Annotated in this window: 15 protein-coding genes; 5 read left to right on the top strand and 10 right to left on the bottom strand. The window is 72.7% G+C overall.

Going from position 1 to position 16,048, the window contains the following annotated elements; genetic code table 11:
- Positions 1-2 precede the first annotated feature (2 nt).
- The 6 genes from PT931_RS21705 to PT931_RS21680 are packed head-to-tail and all read right to left on the bottom strand — an operon-like array spanning position 3 to position 6,426.
- A complete protein-coding gene (locus PT931_RS21705) occupies positions 3-989 on the bottom strand; it encodes an ABC transporter permease (protein ID WP_456247590.1) in 987 nt (328 codons plus the stop codon).
- Positions 986-2,491: a sugar ABC transporter ATP-binding protein gene (locus PT931_RS21700; protein ID WP_456247589.1), complete on the bottom strand. Its 1,506-nt coding sequence runs from the start codon at positions 2,489-2,491 to the stop codon at positions 986-988. Before PT931_RS21700 ends, PT931_RS21705 begins: the two co-directional genes overlap by 4 nt.
- Entirely contained in the window at positions 2,488-3,528 is a 1,041-nt protein-coding gene (locus PT931_RS21695; RefSeq protein WP_456247588.1) for a sugar ABC transporter substrate-binding protein, read from the bottom strand. The genes PT931_RS21700 and PT931_RS21695 overlap by 4 nt, the downstream gene beginning before the upstream one ends.
- Positions 3,525-4,295 carry an SDR family NAD(P)-dependent oxidoreductase gene (locus PT931_RS21690; RefSeq protein ID WP_456247587.1) on the bottom strand — a complete coding sequence of 257 codons (771 nt, stop codon included), beginning with the start codon at positions 4,293-4,295 and terminating at the stop codon, positions 3,525-3,527. The genes PT931_RS21695 and PT931_RS21690 overlap by 4 nt, the downstream gene beginning before the upstream one ends.
- Positions 4,292-5,593, bottom strand: a complete 1,302-nt coding sequence (locus PT931_RS21685) for an enolase C-terminal domain-like protein (RefSeq protein WP_456247586.1) — start codon at positions 5,591-5,593, stop codon at positions 4,292-4,294. The genes PT931_RS21690 and PT931_RS21685 overlap by 4 nt, the downstream gene beginning before the upstream one ends.
- Entirely contained in the window at positions 5,590-6,426 is an 837-nt protein-coding gene (locus PT931_RS21680) for a fumarylacetoacetate hydrolase family protein (protein WP_456247585.1), read from the bottom strand. Before PT931_RS21680 ends, PT931_RS21685 begins: the two co-directional genes overlap by 4 nt.
- A gap of 188 nt (positions 6,427-6,614) precedes the next feature.
- Here PT931_RS21680 and PT931_RS21675 point away from each other — a divergent pair, with 188 nt between their 5' ends.
- Genes PT931_RS21675 through PT931_RS21665 form a run of 3 tightly spaced genes read left to right on the top strand, consistent with a single transcriptional unit; the run spans position 6,615 to position 8,616 of the window.
- On the top strand, positions 6,615-7,325 hold the full coding sequence (locus tag PT931_RS21675) for a FadR/GntR family transcriptional regulator (protein WP_363724411.1): 711 nt from the start codon (positions 6,615-6,617) through the stop codon (positions 7,323-7,325).
- The gene (locus tag PT931_RS21670) at positions 7,325-7,639 is read left to right on the top strand and encodes an L-rhamnose mutarotase (RefSeq protein ID WP_456247584.1); all 315 of its coding nucleotides are present in this window, start codon (positions 7,325-7,327) and stop codon (positions 7,637-7,639) included. The genes PT931_RS21675 and PT931_RS21670 overlap by 1 nt, the downstream gene beginning before the upstream one ends.
- Positions 7,636-8,616, top strand: coding sequence for an aldo/keto reductase (locus PT931_RS21665; protein ID WP_456247583.1), 981 nt, complete (start codon positions 7,636-7,638; stop codon positions 8,614-8,616). The genes PT931_RS21670 and PT931_RS21665 overlap by 4 nt, the downstream gene beginning before the upstream one ends.
- Before the next feature lie 118 nt (positions 8,617-8,734).
- On the opposite strand, the gene PT931_RS21660 is transcribed toward PT931_RS21665, so the two are convergent.
- Positions 8,735-9,433, bottom strand: coding sequence for a phosphatase PAP2 family protein (locus tag PT931_RS21660; protein WP_456247582.1), 699 nt, complete (start codon positions 9,431-9,433; stop codon positions 8,735-8,737).
- A 149-nt stretch (positions 9,434-9,582) separates the two neighbouring features.
- A complete protein-coding gene (locus PT931_RS21655; protein ID WP_456247581.1) occupies positions 9,583-9,945 on the bottom strand; it encodes a winged helix-turn-helix transcriptional regulator in 363 nt (120 codons plus the stop codon).
- Positions 9,946-10,010: 65 nt separating this feature from the next.
- On the opposite strand from PT931_RS21655, the gene PT931_RS21650 reads away from it, so the two are divergent.
- Entirely contained in the window at positions 10,011-10,931 is a 921-nt protein-coding gene (locus PT931_RS21650) for an NADP-dependent oxidoreductase (protein WP_456247580.1), read from the top strand.
- A gap of 14 nt (positions 10,932-10,945) precedes the next feature.
- On the opposite strand, the gene PT931_RS21645 is transcribed toward PT931_RS21650, so the two are convergent.
- A complete protein-coding gene (locus tag PT931_RS21645) occupies positions 10,946-11,605 on the bottom strand; it encodes a hypothetical protein (protein ID WP_456247579.1) in 660 nt (219 codons plus the stop codon).
- Positions 11,606-11,748: 143 nt separating this feature from the next.
- Here PT931_RS21645 and mgrA point away from each other — a divergent pair, with 143 nt between their 5' ends.
- A complete protein-coding gene (gene mgrA, locus PT931_RS21640; RefSeq protein WP_456247578.1) occupies positions 11,749-12,783 on the top strand; it encodes an L-glyceraldehyde 3-phosphate reductase in 1,035 nt (344 codons plus the stop codon).
- A 38-nt stretch (positions 12,784-12,821) separates the two neighbouring features.
- Here mgrA and PT931_RS21635 read toward each other — a convergent pair whose 3' ends face one another.
- On the bottom strand, positions 12,822-15,971 hold the full coding sequence (locus PT931_RS21635; RefSeq protein ID WP_456247577.1) for a glycoside hydrolase family 3 N-terminal domain-containing protein: 3,150 nt from the start codon (positions 15,969-15,971) through the stop codon (positions 12,822-12,824).
- Between the last annotated feature and the right edge of the window lie 77 nt (positions 15,972-16,048).

The raw sequence follows: 16,048 nt of genomic DNA, 5'->3' as shown, positions 1-16,048 counted from the left end.
CGTCACTCCTGCTTCCGGCCCGCGGTGATCCGTGCGAGCATCAGCGCCATCAGGATGATCGCGCCGTTGAGCGCCTGGATCCACTGCGCCGGCACCCCGGCGAGGGTGAGCACATTCTGCACGAGATACAGCAGCAGGATGCCCGTGAACGCGCCGAAGATGGTGCCCTTGCCCCCGTTGAGGCTGACGCCGCCGATCACGGCCGCCGCGAAGACCGTGAAGATGGCCTCCTTGCCCTGCGACGACGCGACCGAGGCGAGCCGTCCGGTGAGCAGCAGCCCGGCCAGTGCCGCCAGGACCCCGCCGATGATGAGGACCACCACCAGCACCCGGTCGACCCGGATGCCGGCGGCGCGGGCCGCGTCGGCGTTGCCGCCGATGGCGTAGAGGGACCGGCCGAAGCGGGTGAATCCCGCGATCACGATGAACGCCCCGAACAACGTCACCGAGATCCAGATCGAGGCGGGCAGGCCCAGCCAGACGGCGTTGCCCAGGTACAGGAACGACTCCGGCAGGTTGAAGAACGTCTTCCCGCCGCTGATCCCGGTGAGCAGGCCGCGCAGCACGATCAGCATGCCCAGGGTCACGATGAACCCGTTCAGCTGGAACTTCACGATCAACAGGCCGTTGACCAGCCCGATCAGCGCCCCGACCGCGAGGGCCACCGGCACCGCGAGGGCCGGGGGCAGCACCCCGAGGCCGTGGGTGACCCCGGGCTCCAGGACCAGCCAGGCCGCCACCCCGGGCGCGAGCCCGAACGTCGACTCCAGCGACAGGTCCATCTTCCCCGCGATCAGCACGAGGGCCTGGGCGAGGACGAGCAGCGAGATCTCCGACTGCTGCTGGAGCACGTTGACCAGGTTGTCCCAGTGCAGGAAGACCGGGTTCACCAGGTACCCGACGATGGCGATCACGATGATCGCCGGCACCAGGGCCAGGTCGCGGAGCCGGGCGAGCCGCAGCCCCCCGGTCGCCGGAACAACAGTCATGACACACCTTCCATGGCGGCGATCAGTGCGTGGTCGTGCCAGCCGCGGGGCATCTCGTCCACGATGGTTCCCTTGTAGAGCACGAGAACCCGGTCGGCGGGGCGCAGGTCGTCCAGGTCGTCGGAGACGATCAGGACCCCGGCGCCCCGGGCCGCGGCGTCGGTGGCGGCGGCCAGCAGGGTCTCCTTGGCGCGGACGTCCACCCCGGCGGTGGGTTGCAGCAGGACCAGGGCGGTCGGGTCGTTGGCCAGCGCCCGGGCCATCACGACCTTCTGCTGGTTGCCCCCGGACAGGTCCTGGACGGGCTGTTCGGGGCCGGCGGCCTTGATGCCCAGCTCCCGGATGGCCCGCTCGCCCAGGGCCGTGCGGCGGGCGGCGCTGAGGAAGCCCCACCGGCCGAGCCGGCCGGGCACGGTCATCGTGGCGTTCTCGGCGATGGACAGCCCCGGGACCAGGCCCTCGTGGTGCCGGTCCTGGGGCACGAAGCCCACCCCGGCGGCCAGCGCGTCCGGCACGCTGCCCGACCGCAGCCGCCGGCCGCCGACCTCGACGGTGCCGGTGGTCGCCGGGCGCAGTCCGACGACGGTCTCGGCGGCGGCCATCTTGCCCGAACCCCCCGATCCGGCCAGCCCCACCACCTCCCCCGGCGCGACGGACAGCGACAGCCCGGCGAACACCCCGGCCACGGACAGGTCGTGCACCCGCAGCGCCGGCACCGCGCCCGCCGCCGGGGCCGGCCGGTCACCGGGCATCGCGATCAGGCCCGCCGCCTCGCCGGTCATGGCGGCCACCAGGTCCGGCTTGGGCAGGTCGGCCACCGGGGCGGTGAGGATGTGCCCGGCGTCGCGCATCACGGTCACCGTGTCGCACACCTGGTACACCTCCTCCAGGTGGTGGCTGATGAACAGGAACGTGACGCCCTGTTCGCGCAGCGCCGTCATCCGGTCGAACAGGCCCGCGATGGCCTGGCCGTCGAGCTGGGCGGTCGGCTCGTCGAGGATGATGAACCGGGAGCCGTACGACAGCGCCCGGGCGATCTCCACGAGCTGGCGCTGCTCGACGGGCAGCTCGGCCGCCGGTACCCGGACGTCGACGTGCACGTCCCAGGTCTCCAGCAGCTCCCGGGCCTGGCGGCGGACGCTCCCCCAGCCGATCAGTCCGCCGCGGGTGTGCGCCTGCCGGTTCAGGAACACGTTCTCCGCCACCGAGAGCGACCCGATGATGGTGGACTTCTGGTACACGCAGGCGACGTGCGAACGCCAGCCCTCCCGGTCGCCGATCGGCGGGGCGGGTGTCCCCCCGAAGGACACCGAACCGGTGTCGGGCGCCTGGAGCCCCGTCAGCAGGGACACCAGCGTGGACTTGCCGGCGCCGTTGCGGCCGACCAGGGCGTGGATCTCCCCCGGTTCGACCCGGAGGGACACGTCACGCAGGGCGACGGTGACGCCGTAGCGTTTCGACACCGCCTCCGCCGCGACGACGGGAGGGCTGGGATTCGTCATTTGATCTGGTTCCCCCACAGCGCGGGGTCGTCGGACTTCTTCGAGCCCGGGAACGACCCGTCCTTGGTGACCAACGGGGCGGGGAGCTGGTCCTCCATCAGGCCTGGCCGGACCCCGACGATGGTGGAGTCGTGGTCGGTCGCGCCCAGCTGGAACGTCTTGCCGTCGATGGCGGCCTTGACGTAGAACAGCGCCCACTTGGCGTACAGGTCGGCGGGCTGGGAGACCGTGGCGTCGATGTCGCCGTCCGCGATGGCCTTGAGCTCCTGCGGGATGCCGTCGTTGGACACGATGAACACGTGCTTCGGGTCGCTCGGCGGGACCAGCATGCCCTTCTGCTTGAGCACCTGCAGGGTCGGGTTGAGGAACACGCCGCCGGCCTGCATGTAGATGCCCTTGAGGTCGGGGTGCGCGGCGATCGTGGTCTGGAGCTTGTTGGCCGCGACGTCGCCCTTCCAGTCCGTGGCCAGGCCGATGACCTGCACGTTCGGGAACTTCTTCTTCATGCAGTCGTTGAACGCCTCGGTCCGGTCCCGGCCGTTGATCGACGCAAGGTCGCCCTGGAGCATCGCGACCTTGCCCTTGCCCTCGAGCTTCGCGCCGAGGAAGTCGCAGGCCTTGGTGCCGTAGGCGCGGTTGTCGGCGCGGACCACCATGAACACGTCGCCGACGTCGGGCCGGGTGTCGACGGTGACCACCGGGATCTTCTTCGCCTTGAGCTGGGCGAGGGTGGGCGAGATGGCGGCGGTGTCCTGCGGGGCCATCACGACGCCCTTGACGCCCTGGCTGATCAGCGCCTGGATGTTGGCGGCCAGCTTGGCGACGTCGTTCTCCGAGTTGGAGGTCTTCAGTTCCAGCCCGAGGGACTTGGCCTGCTCCGGGGCGTACTTGATGTAGGAGTTCCAGAAGTCGGAGTCCGACCGCGGGTAGTCGACCCCGACGACGGAGCCTCCGGAGCTGGCCTTGTCGGTGGAGTTGCCGCAGCCGGTGACGACGAGAGCCAAGGCGGCGAGTACCGCTGTCGCGATGCGTTTCATGATCGTGCTCCTTCGGGGGGCGGGGTGGGGCGGATCCGTAGTCCGGCCATGCCGCCGTCGACGGCGAGGGAGATCCCCGTGACGGCGGAGGCGGCCGGGCTGGCCAGGTAGGCGATCGCGTGCGCGACCTCCTCGGCGGTGACGAGCCGTCCGCTGGGTTGGCGGGCGGCCAGCGCCGCTCGTTCCGCCTCGGGGTCAGCCGCGGCGGCGAGCAGCCGTTCCACCCAGGGTGTGGCCGCCGTGCCCGGGTTCACGCACGTGACCCGGACGCCCTCGCGGACGTGGTCGGCGGCCATGGCCAGGGTGAGCGAGAGGACGGCGCCCTTGGTGGCCGAGTACAGGGCGCGGTTCGGGAGGCCTGCGGTGGCCGCGATCGAGCAGGTGTTGACGATCGCGGCGTGCGCCGACGCCCTCAGGTGCGGCAGGGCCGCCCGGGAGACCCGGACCATGCCGGTCACGTTGACGTCGTACACCCGGGCCCACTCGGCGTCGTCGTTGTCCTCGACGGTGCCGGCCGCGCCGATGCCGGCGTTGTTGACCACGATGTCGAGTCCGCCGAACGCGGCGACGGCGGCGGCCACGGCGGCCCGGACGGACGCGTCGTCGGCGACGTCGGCGCGCAGGCCGAGCAGGGGGGCCGGGACGTCGGTGCCCAGGTCGAGGGTGGCGACGTTCGCGCCCCGCTCGGCGAGCAGCAGCGCCGTGGCCAGGCCGATGCCCGACGCGCCGCCGGTGACCAGGGCGGACAGGCCCGCGAAGTCGTTCATCGGGCCTCCCCGCCGAGCTGCCACGCCGCGCCGTCCGGGTAGGAGTAGGTGGCCAGGGCTTCCGGCAGCATCCGCGCGGACATCCCCGGCGCGGTCGGCGCGAGGTAGTGCCCGTCGACGATCCGGACCGGGTCCGCGAAGTGCTCGTGCAGGTGGTCGACGTACTCGATCACCCGGTCCTCGACGGTGCCCGACACGGCCACGTAGTCGAACATGGACAGGTGCTGGACCAGTTCGCACAGGCCCACTCCCCCGGCGTGCGGGCACACCGGCACCCCGAACTTCGCGGCCAGCAGCAGGATCGCCACGTTCTCGGTGACCCCGCCGACCCGGCACGCGTCGAGCTGCACGACGTCGACGGCGCCGGCCTGCAGCAGCTGCTTGAACATGACCCGGTTGTGGGTGTGCTCGCCGGTGGCGACCTTGACGGGGGCGACGGCCCGGCGGATCGCGGCGTGCCCGAGGATGTCGTCCGGGGACGTGGGTTCCTCGATCCACCACGGGTCGTAGGGCGCGAGGCGTTCCACCCACTCGATGGCCTGGTCGACGTCCCAGCGCTGGTTGGCGTCGACGGCGATCCGGATGTCCGGGCCGACGGCGTCGCGGGCGAGGGCGAGGCGGCGCAGGTCCTCGTCGAGGTCGGCCCCGACCTTGAGCTTGATCTGGGTGTACCCGTCGGCGACGGCCTCCCGGGCCAGCCGGACCAGTTTGTCGTCGGTGTAGCCGAGCCAGCCGGGCGTGGTGGTGTAGGCGGGGTAGCCCGTCGCCCGCAGCCGGGCCTCCCGGGAGGCCCGCCCGGAGACCCGGCTCTTGAGCAGGTCCAGGGCCTCGGACGGGGTGAGCGCGTCGGTCAGGTAGCGCCAGTCGACCAGGTCGACGATCTTCTCCGGGGAGTAGTCGGCGAGCAGTTTCCACACCGGCTTGCCCGCGACGACCCCGGCGAGGTCGAACGCGGCGTTGACCAGGGCGGCGACGGCCATGTGCGAGGCGCCCTTCTCGGGGCCCAGCCAGCGCAGCTGCGAGTCCCCGGTCAGCCGGCGGGAGAACTCGCCCAGGTCGTCGAGGTCGAGTTCGCGGCCGACGACGAGGGGGGCGTGGGCGTGGATCGCGGCGGCGCACACGTCGTTGCCCCGGCCGATGGTGAAGCAGAAGCCGTGGCCCTCGCCGGCGTCGGTGCGCAGGACGACGTACGCGGCCGAGTAGTCGGGGTCGGGGTTCATCGCGTCGGAGCCGTGCAGCTCGCGGGAGGTGGGGAACCGGATGTCGCGGACATCGAGGCCGGTGACGGTGACTCTCATGCCTGGCCCACCGTCTGGCGCTGCCGGCCGAGGCGGTCGATCTCGACCTCGACGGTCATGCCGGCGCGCAGGTACGCGGACTCGCCGATGCCGAGGGCGACCCCCGCGGGCGTCCCCGTGTTGATGACGTCCCCGGGTTCGAGCACCATGAACTGGCTGAGGTACTCGACCACCTCGTACACCCCGAAGATCATGTTCTTCGTGTTGCCGTTCTGGCGGAGTTCGCCGTCGACCCACAGCCGCATGCCGAGGTCCTGCGGGTCGCCCACCTCGTCGGCGGTGACCAGCCACGGGCCGAGCGGGTTGAACGTCTCGCAGGACTTGCCCTTGTCCCAGGTGCCGCCGCGCTCCAGCTGGAACTCGCGCTCGGAGACGTCGTTGCTGACCGCGTACCCGGCGATGACGCCGGCCGCGGCGCCCGGCTCCAGGTAGCGGGCGGTCGCGCCGATCACGACGGCCAGCTCGACCTCGTAGTCGGTCCTGCGGCTGCGGCGCGGGACGAGCACCTCGTCGTCCGGCCCGACCACCGTGTTGGCGGCCTTCATGAACACGACGGGTTCGGTGGGGATCGCAGCGCCACTCTCCTCCGCGTGGTCGCGGTAGTTCAGGCCGACGCAGACGACCTTGCCGGGGCGGGCGACCGGCGACCCGTACCGCACGGGGCCGGTGATCTCCGGAAGCGAACGCGCGGCGCGCACCCGGTCGGGGCCGCCGCCGGCCAGGAACGCGCCGTCGATGTCGCCGGTGAGGCCGGAGAGGTCCAGCAGGCGGCCGTCTTCGGCGAGCAGCGCGGGGCGTTCGGCGCCGCTGGGTCCCACGCGGAGTAACTTCACGGGGAGGGCCTCCTTTGAGTAATCCGATCACTTGGCAAGTCATCTGATGTCTTGATGGCATCATCCAAGCACCTACCAGGCCTCTGAGCGCAAGACCCCGTAATAAATTCGTTACATTGAGGTAACTGGTCAGATGACTTGGCGGCAGGCAGGATGATGGGCAGACCATCCAGCGAAGGAGCACCCGAGTGACCGAGGACCAGGCCCGCACGACCGTCACCGACCGGGCGCTCGCGCGGATCAAGGAGATGATCGCCAGCGGTGAGCTGGAGCCCGGCCAGCGCCTGCCCGTCGAGAAGGACCTCGCCGAGGCGCTCGGGCTGTCCCGCAGCTCCATGCGCGAGGCCATCCGCGCCCTGACCGTCCTGGGCATCCTGGAGGCCCGGCACGGCGCCGGGGTCTACGTGACCAAGCTCGGCCCGTCCGACCTCCTGGAGGCCTTCGGGGTGGTCGCCGAGATCTCCCAGGGCGCCACGCTGCTCGACCTGGTCCGGGTCCGCAAGATCCTGGAACCGGCCGCCGTGGCCACCGCCGCCGCCCGGATCACCGAGGTCGACCTCGCCCGGCTCCGCGAGGAGATGGCCGCGATGGCCCGGGTCGACACCGCCGAGGAGTTCATCGGCCACGACCTGACCTTCCACCGGATCATCAACGAGGCCGCCGGCAACCCGGTGCTCACCGCCATCCTCGGCGGCCTGAGCAGCCGCACCCTGCGGACCCGGGTCTGGCGCGGCCGGCGCGAGGAGGGCGCGATCCCGCGCACCCTGGAGGAGCACGAGCACATCTACCGCGCCCTGGCCAGCCGCGACCCCGAGGACGCCCGCACCGCCGCCGCCGTGCACATCACCTCCGTCGAGGAGTGGGTCCGCCGGCAGGTCGCCGCGGAGGGCGAGCACTGATGCGGGTCGCCCTGCACACCCGGCTGCGGCCCGGTGCCGAGGAGGAATACCTCAGAGCCCATCAGGGGGTACCGGAGGAGCTGCTCGCCGCCATCCGCGCCGCCGGGGCCACCGAGTGGACGATCTGGCGCTCCGGACTCGACCTGTTCCACCTCGTGGAGTGCGCCGACTACGACCTGCTGCTCCGCTCGCTGGCCGGGCTGCCGGTGAACATCGCGTGGCAGGCGCGGATGGCGGAGCTGCTCGACGTGGCGCACGACTACTCGGCCGACGGGGCGGCCGCCGGCCTTCCGGTCGCATGGAAGCTGCCGTGAACCCGGGCGAGCGGGTCCGGCTCGGTCACAGCGACCTGAGCGTCACCCGGCTCGGGCTGGGGCTCGCCCCGATCGGCGGGCTGTTCACCGCCGTCCCCGACGAACAGGCCCTCGCCACCGTCGACCGGGCCTGGGAGCACGGCCTGCGCCTCTACGACACCGCCCCGCTCTACGGCTACGGCCGCTCCGAACAGCTCGCCGGCCGCGCGCTGTCCCCCCGCCCCCGCGACGAGTACGTGCTGGCCACCAAGGTCGGCCGGCTCCTCGTCCCCGGCGGCGGCGACACCCAGGAGTTCTGGGCCGGCCCGCCCACCGGCCTCGCGCCCCGGATCGACTTCTCGTACACCGGCGTGCACGACTCGCTCGCCGCCAGCCTCGACCGGCTCGGCCTCGCCCGGATCGACGTCCTGCACGTGCACGACCCCGACGAGCACTACGACGACGCGGTGGCCGGCGCGTTCAGGGCCCTGGCCGAGCTGCGGGCCGACGGGGTGATCGGCGCCGTGTCCGTGGGGATGAACCAGGCCGCGATGCTCGCCCGGTTCGTGCGCGAGATGGCCGTGGACTGCGTGATGCTCGCCGGCCGGTACACGCTGCTCGACCAGTCCGGCCTCGACGAGCTGCTGCCACTGTGCGCCGGGCAGGGGGTCGGAGTGCTCGCGGCCGGCGTCTACAACTCGGGCCTGCTGGCCGATCCGCGCCCCGGTGCCCGGTACGACTACGGGCCGGCCGCCGCGGACCTGCTCGACCGGGCGCTGGCGATGGCGGAGGTGTGCGCCCGGCACGACGTGCCCCTCCGGGCGGCGGCGTTGCGGTTCGCGCTCGGGCACCCGGCGGTGACGAGCGTGGTGGTCGGGGCGCGCACCCCGGAGGAGGTCGACGACAACGCGGCGATGTTCGCCATGGACATCCCCGAGGGGCTGTGGCGGGACCTGCGGACGGCCGGGCTGCTGCCGGAGGGCGTGCCGACGCCGTAGGGGCTCGACGCGGTCACGGTCGGTCGCTGCCCCCGCACAACCGTGCGGCCCGGCACCGCCACCGCGCTGCACGGCGGTGCGGCCCGGCACGGTCACGGCTTGCGCGGTGCGGACCTGGTCACGGCAGGTGCCGGGCCTCCGTGGTCCGGGCCGGGTCCTCGTGCGGGCGGAACGCGCCGTGGTCCGGGACGCCCGCGCGCCGGTCCGCCGCGACGAGGACCAGGACGAGCCAGGAGCCGGCGAGCAGGTATCCGGCGAGGACGTCGGTGAGCCAGTGCGCGCCCAGGTACAGGCGGCTGAGGCCGACCGTGGACGCCAGGACCGCCGCGCCCACCGACAGCACGGTGCGCGCCCGGCAGGGCCCGACCTGCCGGTACACCAGGAAGAGGAGCACCCCGAGGGTGACCGTCGTGTTGGACGTGTGCCCGGACGGGAACGAGAAGTCCGGGCCGGTCACGTCCACCTCGCTGAACGGCGGCCGGGCCCGCCCGTCGAGGACCTTCACCGCGAACGTGAGCAGGGCGTTGCCGCCGACCGCGAGCGCGACGAGCCCCGCCGGCCACCAGGACCGGGCCCGCCGGCTCAGGGTGACGGCGCCGGCGATCCCGAGCGGGATCAGGAAGTAGATGCTGCCCAGGGTGGTGGCGACCGTCATCAGCGCGGTCAGCGGGCCGGTGCGGTGCCCGGCGAGGAAGTCCAGCACCGGGACGTCGAGGCGGGCCGGGCCGAGGTCGGCGCGGACGCACACCCACACCGCGAGGAACAGCACCGCCAGGCCCGCCGAGACCGCGACCCGGGCCCCGCTGCGCCTGTCCATCCCCCCATCCTCCCGATTCGCCCTGGTAGAGGGGTGGAGGTTGCGGAATCCGCGCGTGTCCCGCAGCGCGCGCCCAGTGACGGGGTCGGGGCCGCCCCGTCGGGCGACCAGCGGGCCGGGGCCGCCGCACCGGGCTGGATCAGTGCAGGTCAGCGGGAGTCGAAGCGGGTGCGGGCGGCCTCCACGGCGGCCGTGTTGTGTTCGGCCCAGACCTGGAGGGCCTCGAGGGGTACCCGCACGCCCCGGCCCAGCTCCGTGAGCGCGTACTCGACGCTCGGCGGGGTCGTCGGGTGCACGGTCCGGTCCACGAGCCCGTCGCGTTCCATGGCGCGCAGGGTCGCGGTCAGCACCTTCTGGCTGATCCCGTCGAGCCGGCGGCGCAGGTCCGCGAACCGGACCGGCCCGTCGCCGAGGGCGCTGATCGTCAGGAGGGTCCACTTGTCGCCGACCATGCCGAGGACCAGCCGCGCCGGGCAGTCCTCCCGGTAGCTGTCGTCCCAGGTGGTTTCCATCCGGTACCCATAGCACAATCTTGTGCCTCCTTACCAGGAGTGACCGGGGACCCGAGGATGGGGGAATGCGCGCGATCCAGGCCGACAGCTACGGCCCACCCGACGTCCTGCACCTCGTCGACCTGCCCGTTCCGGTCCCCGGCCTGAGCGAGGTGCTGGTCCGGGTGGCGGCGGCCGGGCTCAACCCGACGGACCTCGGTTCCCGGGCCGGGGAGTCGGCGGAGTTCTACGGGGCCGGCCCGCACGTCTGGGGCTGGGACATCTCGGGCACGGTGGCGGCGGTCGGCCCCGGCGTGGCGTCGTGGCGGGTCGGCGACGAGGTGTACGGCATGCCCCGGTTCCCGGCCCCGGCGCACGGCTACGCGGAGTACGTGGCCGCGCCGGCGCACCAGCTCGCCGCGAAACCGGCCCGGCTGGACCACGCGCACGCCGCCGGCCTGCCGCTCGCCGGGCTCACGGCGCTCCAGCTGCTGGACCTGACCGGGGTGTCCGCCGGCCACCGGGTGCTGGTCAACGCGGCGGCCGGCGGGGTCGGGCACCTGGCGGTGCAGCTGGCGAAGGCCCGGGGCGCGTACGTGCTGGGCACCGCGCGGGCCGTCAACCACGGGTTCCTCCGGTCGCTGGGCGTGGACGAACCCGTCGACTACACGGTGCCCGGCGCGCTCGACGGCCTCGACGCCGACGTGGTGCTCGACGCGGCCGGGGCCGAGGGCGCGGTGGCGGCGGTCCGGGACGGCGGGGTGTTCGGCTGGTTGCACGTGGACGTGTCGGAGGAGCTGGCCGCCGCCGCGCGGGCCCGCGACATCGGGATCGCCGCGCACCTGGTGCACCCGGACGGCCACGGGCTGGCCCGGCTCGGGGCCCTGGTGGACTCAGGGGCGCTCCGGGTGGAGCTCGCGGGGGTGTTCCCGCTGGCGGAGGCCGCCCTGGCACACGGGGCGCTGGCCACCGGCCGGGTACGCGGGAAGCTCGTGCTGACCCTGTGACGGCGCGGCGGGGATCATCGAGACGCCGCCGGGCCCGGTACCCGTGAAAGGAAGGGGTTGAAGTGTTCGGCCACCAGGTCGGCCACCCCTTCCGCGTCGCGGGAGCCGTCGACCTCCAGGACCCGGATGCCGAGCGCGGTGGCCCGCTCGACGGCGTCGGCGGTGATCAGCGCGTCCCGGGCGATCCGGTTGCGCTGGCCGCGTTCCGGGTCGGCGACGTCGTGGGTGAACTCGCGGGCCCGGTCGAGGTGGACGAGCTGGTGCCGCCGCCAGTCCTCCGTGGGCACCATGACGAGCACCTGCCGGAGGTCGGCGACGATCGGGGCGACGAGTTCGGGGCGCAGTCCCCAGCCCTCGGCGAGGACGGGCTGCCCGGAGACGAGGGCGCGCAGGTCGTCGAGGGTGTACTCGAACCGGGTCGGGAACCCGGCCAGCACCTCGGCCGCCATCCGCTCCGGCGTGTTGTCCACCCAGATCTCGTCGTCGGTGCGGAGGTCGGCGAGGCCCCGGGCGGCCAGCCGGTCCTGGTGGCCCCGGATGTTCGGGTAGTCGAAGTGGTAGGCGCACAGGCCGTAGCGGTGGGCGAGCAGGTTGCTGACGGTCGACTTGCCGGCCCACTGGCCGCCGCCGATCCAGAGGGCGCGGCCAAGTGTTCCGAAGGGGTCCCAGGTCATGGGCACGATTCTGACCAGCGCTTTTGCGAAGATCAAGTCTTGTTTTCCGTTCTGCGGCGTGATGAAGTATGGGAGAGAGGGGAACTGGGCACGCCTCAGCCGGGACAATGGGCTGCGATGACCGCCGACGAGAGGGCCCCTCGATGATTCCCGCGCCGTTCCGCGCCGCCGAGAACCGCTACGACACGATGGAGTACCGGCGCACCGGGCGCAGCGGCCTCAAGCTCCCCGCCGTCTCCCTCGGCCTGTGGCACAACTTCGGCGACGACAAGCCCCTCGACACCCAGCGGGCGATCCTGCGCCGCGCGTTCGACCTCGGGGTCACGCACTTCGACCTGGCGAACAACTACGGGCCGCCGTACGGGGCCGCCGAGGCCAACTTCGGGCACCTGTACGCGCAGGACTTCCGGCCCTACCGCGACGAGCTGGTGCTGTCCACCAAGGCGGGCTACGACATGTGGCCCGGCCCGTACGGCGAGTGGGGCTCGCGCAAGTACCTCCTCGCGAGCCTCGACCAGTCCCTGGCCCGGATGGGCGTCGACTACGTGGACATCTTCTACTCGCACCGGTTCGACCCGGACACCCCGCTCGAGGAGACCATGGGCGCGCTGGCCACCGCCGTGCGGCAGGGCAAGGCGCTCTACGTCGGGATCTCCTCCTACAGCGCCGAACGGACCCGGGAGGCGGCCGCGATCCTCGCCGACCTGGGGGTGCCGCTGCTGATCCACCAGCCGTCGTACTCGATGCTGAACCGCTGGATCGAGGACGACGGGCTGCTGGACACCCTCGCGGACGTGGGCGCCGGGTGCATCGGGTTCGCGCCGCTCCAGCAGGGGCTGCTCACCGACCGGTACCTGAACGGGATCCCCGGGGACTCGCGCGCCGCCCAGGGCAAGTCCCTCGACCCGCACGCGCTGACCGACGCGATGATCGGCAAGCTGCGGGCGCTCAACGGGATCGCGGAGCGGCGCGGGCAGTCCCTGGCCCAGCTGGCGCTGACGTGGCTGCTGCGGGACGACCGGGTGACCTCGGCGCTGATCGGGGCGTCGTCGGTGGCCCAGTTGGAGAACAACCTGGCGGCGGTGCGGGGGCCGAAGCTGACGGCGGAGGAGCTGACGGAGATCGACCGGCACGCCACCGACCGGGCGAACCTGTGGCAGGAGTCCAGCGACGCATGAGGTGTGGGGCACGTCCTGACGGGCGTGCCCCACAACCACTACCGGGCCTCGTTGTAGGCCTCCGTCAACCAGGTGACCGCCTGGTCGACCCGCCCCACCAGCACCGCGTGCTCCGCGTCCGAGGTGAGTTTCGCCGTCGACGGCATCGCGGCCGGCCCGCCCTCGGCGATGGCCTTCTGCGCCACGTCCCGGGCCACGGACACCACCACGTCGTCCTGCGCGAACGAGTCCCGCGAGGACCGGTTCAGCGCCACCCCGGCGTCCCGCAGCGCCGCCAGCACCTCCTTCGGCGTGCGCACCGAACCGTCGGAGTTCCACAGCCGGGCCTTCAGCGCCTGGTCCAGGGCCTTCACCGCGGTGGCGATGTCCCGGTCACCATGGATTCCGGCGAGCTGGTCGCGCACCTTCCGCAACCGGTCCTTCGCCGGGTCGGTCCGCAGCCCCCAGCCGTACGCGTACAGCGGGTCGTACGTCGCGTCGCCCACATTGGACGGCAGCTGGCTCTCGCTGCGCGCCCAGGTCACCGGCAGCCTTCCGGTGAACGGCCGGTCCCCGAACAGCACGTCGGCGACGCCCGCGCCCTCACTGCCGGGCAGCCAGGAGGCCACGACACCCCGGGCGGCGGGCACGATGCCGGTGATGTCCAGCGGCCGGCCCGACACGGTGAGGACCACGCACCTCATGGCCGCGCACACGGTGTCCACGGCCGCCCGGTCGGCGACCGAGAGCTGGAGCGAGTGGCCGTTGCCGACGTCGCCGAGGCCCTCGGCGTACGGGGTCTCGCCGACGACCACCACGCCGACCGTGTGCCCCGTGGTCGGGGCCGACGCGTCGCGGCTGTAGGTGACGGTGGCCTTCGGGGCGACCTGGCGGATGCCGGCGAGGATGGTGGTGCCCCGGTTGGCGTTGCCGGACCCGCCCTGCCAGGTCAGGGTCCAGCCGCCGGTCTGGTTGCCGAGGTCGTCGGCGTTGGAGCCGGCCACGTACACCTTGGCGGTCTTCGACAGGGGCAGCACGCCGTCGTTCTTCAGCAGCACCTGGGACGCGGCGGCGGCCCGGCGCGCGACGTCGCGGTGCGCCGCGTTGCCGATCTCGCCGAGGTGGGTCCGGTCGGCGTAGGGCTGTTCGAACAGGCCGAGGGCGAACTTCTGGGTCAGGATCCGGGCCACCGCGTCGTCGATCCGCGCGCCGGACACCTCACCCGTACCCGCCAAGGCCGTGAGGCTCTCGGTGAAGTCCTTGATCGCGTAGGGCACCATCACCATGTCGATGCCCGCGTTGACACTGGTCCTCACGTCGCTGCGGTAGTCGCCGGGGATCTGGTCGATGCCCTGCCAGTCGGAGATCACGAAACCCTTGAACCGCAGATCCCCTTTGAGGACGCCGGTGATCTGGTCGGCCCGCGCGTGCATCTTCACGGGGGCGGCGTCGGTGCCGAGCACCTGGAGACTGGAGTAGGACGGCATCACGGTGCCGACCCCCTTGTCCACGGCGGTGCGGAACGGCGCGAGGTGCACGGCGTCGAGCTGCGCGGCCGTACCCCGCGTGACGCCCTGGTCCGTGGTGTAGGTGCCCGTGGTCGAGGAGCCGTAGGCGGTCCCGCCGTCGCCGAGGAAGTGCTTGGCGGTGCCGAGTACGGCGGTGGGGTCGGCGAGCCGGCCGTCGTTCTGCAACCCGTCGATGATGGTGGCCAGCTGCTGGACGAGCGCCGGGTCCTCCCCGAACGCCTCGTAGGACCGGCCCCAGCGTTCGTCGCGGGTCACGCACACGCACGGCGCGAACGCCCACGGCACCCCGGTCGCCCGGGTCTCGGTCGCGGTGACCCGGCCGGTCTCCTTGACCAGCGCGGGGTCGCGGGTCGCGCCCAGCCCGAGGTTGTGCGGGAACACGGTCGCGCCGAGCAGGTTGTTGTTGCCGTGCACGGCGTCGATGCCGTAGATCAGCGGGATCTGCAAGGGGGTGGCGCGGGCGTGCAGCTGGAAGTCGTCCACCATGTCGGCCCACGCGACCGGCGTGTTCGGGCTGGGCACCGAGCCGCCGCCGGACAGCAGCGAACCGAGCCGGTAGGTGACGATGTCGCCGCCGTTGCCGACGGCCGCGCGCTCGGCCTGGGTCATCTGGCCGACCTTGTCCTTGAGGGTCATCCGGGACATCAGGTCCGCGACCCGGTGCCCGACGGGCAGGTTCCGGTCCAGGTACGGGAGGCCGTGCGCGTTGATCACCACCGTGGCGGTGCCGGAGCCCAGCGTCGCGCCGGTCGCCGTCAGCGTCACCGGGATGGTCTTCCCGATCGAGGCCGGGGTGCCGGCCGTGGTGACGACGGGCACGGTGCGGGTGGTCCCCGACGGGGTGCCCGCGGGGAAGGAGAGCGTGCCGTCGCCGGCCGTGTAGTCGACGCCCGGCACGGCCGTACCGCCGCCGAGGACGTAGCGCACGGTCACGTCCCCGCCGATCGGGCCGCCGCCGGGCTGGGTCACGGTCACCCCGACCTGGACGGTCCCCCCGGCGTCGGTCACGTACGCGTCGGTGGCCACGCCCACGCTGGACACCGCCGAGCCGTACAGCGCGACCTCGTCGAACAGCAGCTCACCGGTACTGCCGCCCGGCAGGTTGACCGCGTAGCCCCACATCTCCGTCAGGGTGAGGCTGCCGTCGGTCGGCGCGCCGGACGGCTGGTAGTCGGTACGCTTCACGAACCCGCCGAACGGCACCCTCACCTGCTGCCAGCCGGCGGCCGTGTCGGTGAACCAGGCCTGGAACAGCTCCGAGTGCTCGCCGTCGGTCCCGCCGTCCTTCAGTTCGAACTCGACCCGCTGGCCCGAGCCGGTGCCCTTCACCCAGAAGCTGAAGCCGCCGTAGGTGGTCCAGTCCCCCGACGCCGGCAGGTTGTGGCTGAACCCGCCCCAGGCGCCGACGGTGTAGACGGCGCTCAGCGCGTGGTTGTCGGCCCCCGCGCCGGGCCGGTCGGCGGCGGGGGCCTGGGTCAGCTTGGGCCGGCTGGCCGCGTCGGCCCCGAACGGGAAGATGCCGGGGCTGGTCTCGGTGATCGGCGGCGTGCCCTCGAAGTCGGCGACCACGGCCGGGGCCGGCACCGCCTGGGCGGGCACCGAGGAGACCAGTGTCGCGACCAGGGCGGCGCCGGCCAGCGCGGCCGCCAGCCGTCGCCGGGCGGGAATACGTGGATACATGGGACACACCTCTCCGGGTACCAGAGTGAGAGAGCGCTCTCTGGCGCAGAGTAGGGGTCCCCGTACCCACCGGTCAA

This window comes from Longispora urticae (assembly GCF_053902585.1).
Note: the sequence above shows the minus strand (reverse complement) of the source record. Positions and strands in the feature narration are given on the sequence as shown.

Excerpts from the sequence above, each read along its gene's own strand:
- PT931_RS21705 (WP_456247590.1), bottom strand. The coding sequence starts at position 989 with ATGACTGTTGTTCCGGCGACCGGGGGGCTGCGGCTCGCCCGGCTCCGC.
- PT931_RS21700 (WP_456247589.1), bottom strand. The coding sequence starts at position 2,491 with ATGACGAATCCCAGCCCTCCCGTCGTCGCGGCGGAGGCGGTGTCGAAA.
- PT931_RS21695 (WP_456247588.1), bottom strand. The coding sequence starts at position 3,528 with ATGAAACGCATCGCGACAGCGGTACTCGCCGCCTTGGCTCTCGTCGTC.
- PT931_RS21690 (WP_456247587.1), bottom strand. The coding sequence starts at position 4,295 with ATGAACGACTTCGCGGGCCTGTCCGCCCTGGTCACCGGCGGCGCGTCG.
- PT931_RS21685 (WP_456247586.1), bottom strand. The coding sequence starts at position 5,593 with ATGAGAGTCACCGTCACCGGCCTCGATGTCCGCGACATCCGGTTCCCC.
- PT931_RS21670 (WP_456247584.1), top strand. The coding sequence starts at position 7,325 with ATGCGGGTCGCCCTGCACACCCGGCTGCGGCCCGGTGCCGAGGAGGAA.
- PT931_RS21660 (WP_456247582.1), bottom strand. The coding sequence starts at position 9,433 with ATGGACAGGCGCAGCGGGGCCCGGGTCGCGGTCTCGGCGGGCCTGGCG.
- PT931_RS21655 (WP_456247581.1), bottom strand. The coding sequence starts at position 9,945 with ATGGAAACCACCTGGGACGACAGCTACCGGGAGGACTGCCCGGCGCGG.
- PT931_RS21650 (WP_456247580.1), top strand. The coding sequence starts at position 10,011 with ATGCGCGCGATCCAGGCCGACAGCTACGGCCCACCCGACGTCCTGCAC.
- PT931_RS21645 (WP_456247579.1), bottom strand. The coding sequence starts at position 11,605 with ATGACCTGGGACCCCTTCGGAACACTTGGCCGCGCCCTCTGGATCGGC.
- mgrA (WP_456247578.1), top strand. The coding sequence starts at position 11,749 with ATGATTCCCGCGCCGTTCCGCGCCGCCGAGAACCGCTACGACACGATG.
- PT931_RS21635 (WP_456247577.1), bottom strand. The coding sequence starts at position 15,971 with ATGTATCCACGTATTCCCGCCCGGCGACGGCTGGCGGCCGCGCTGGCC.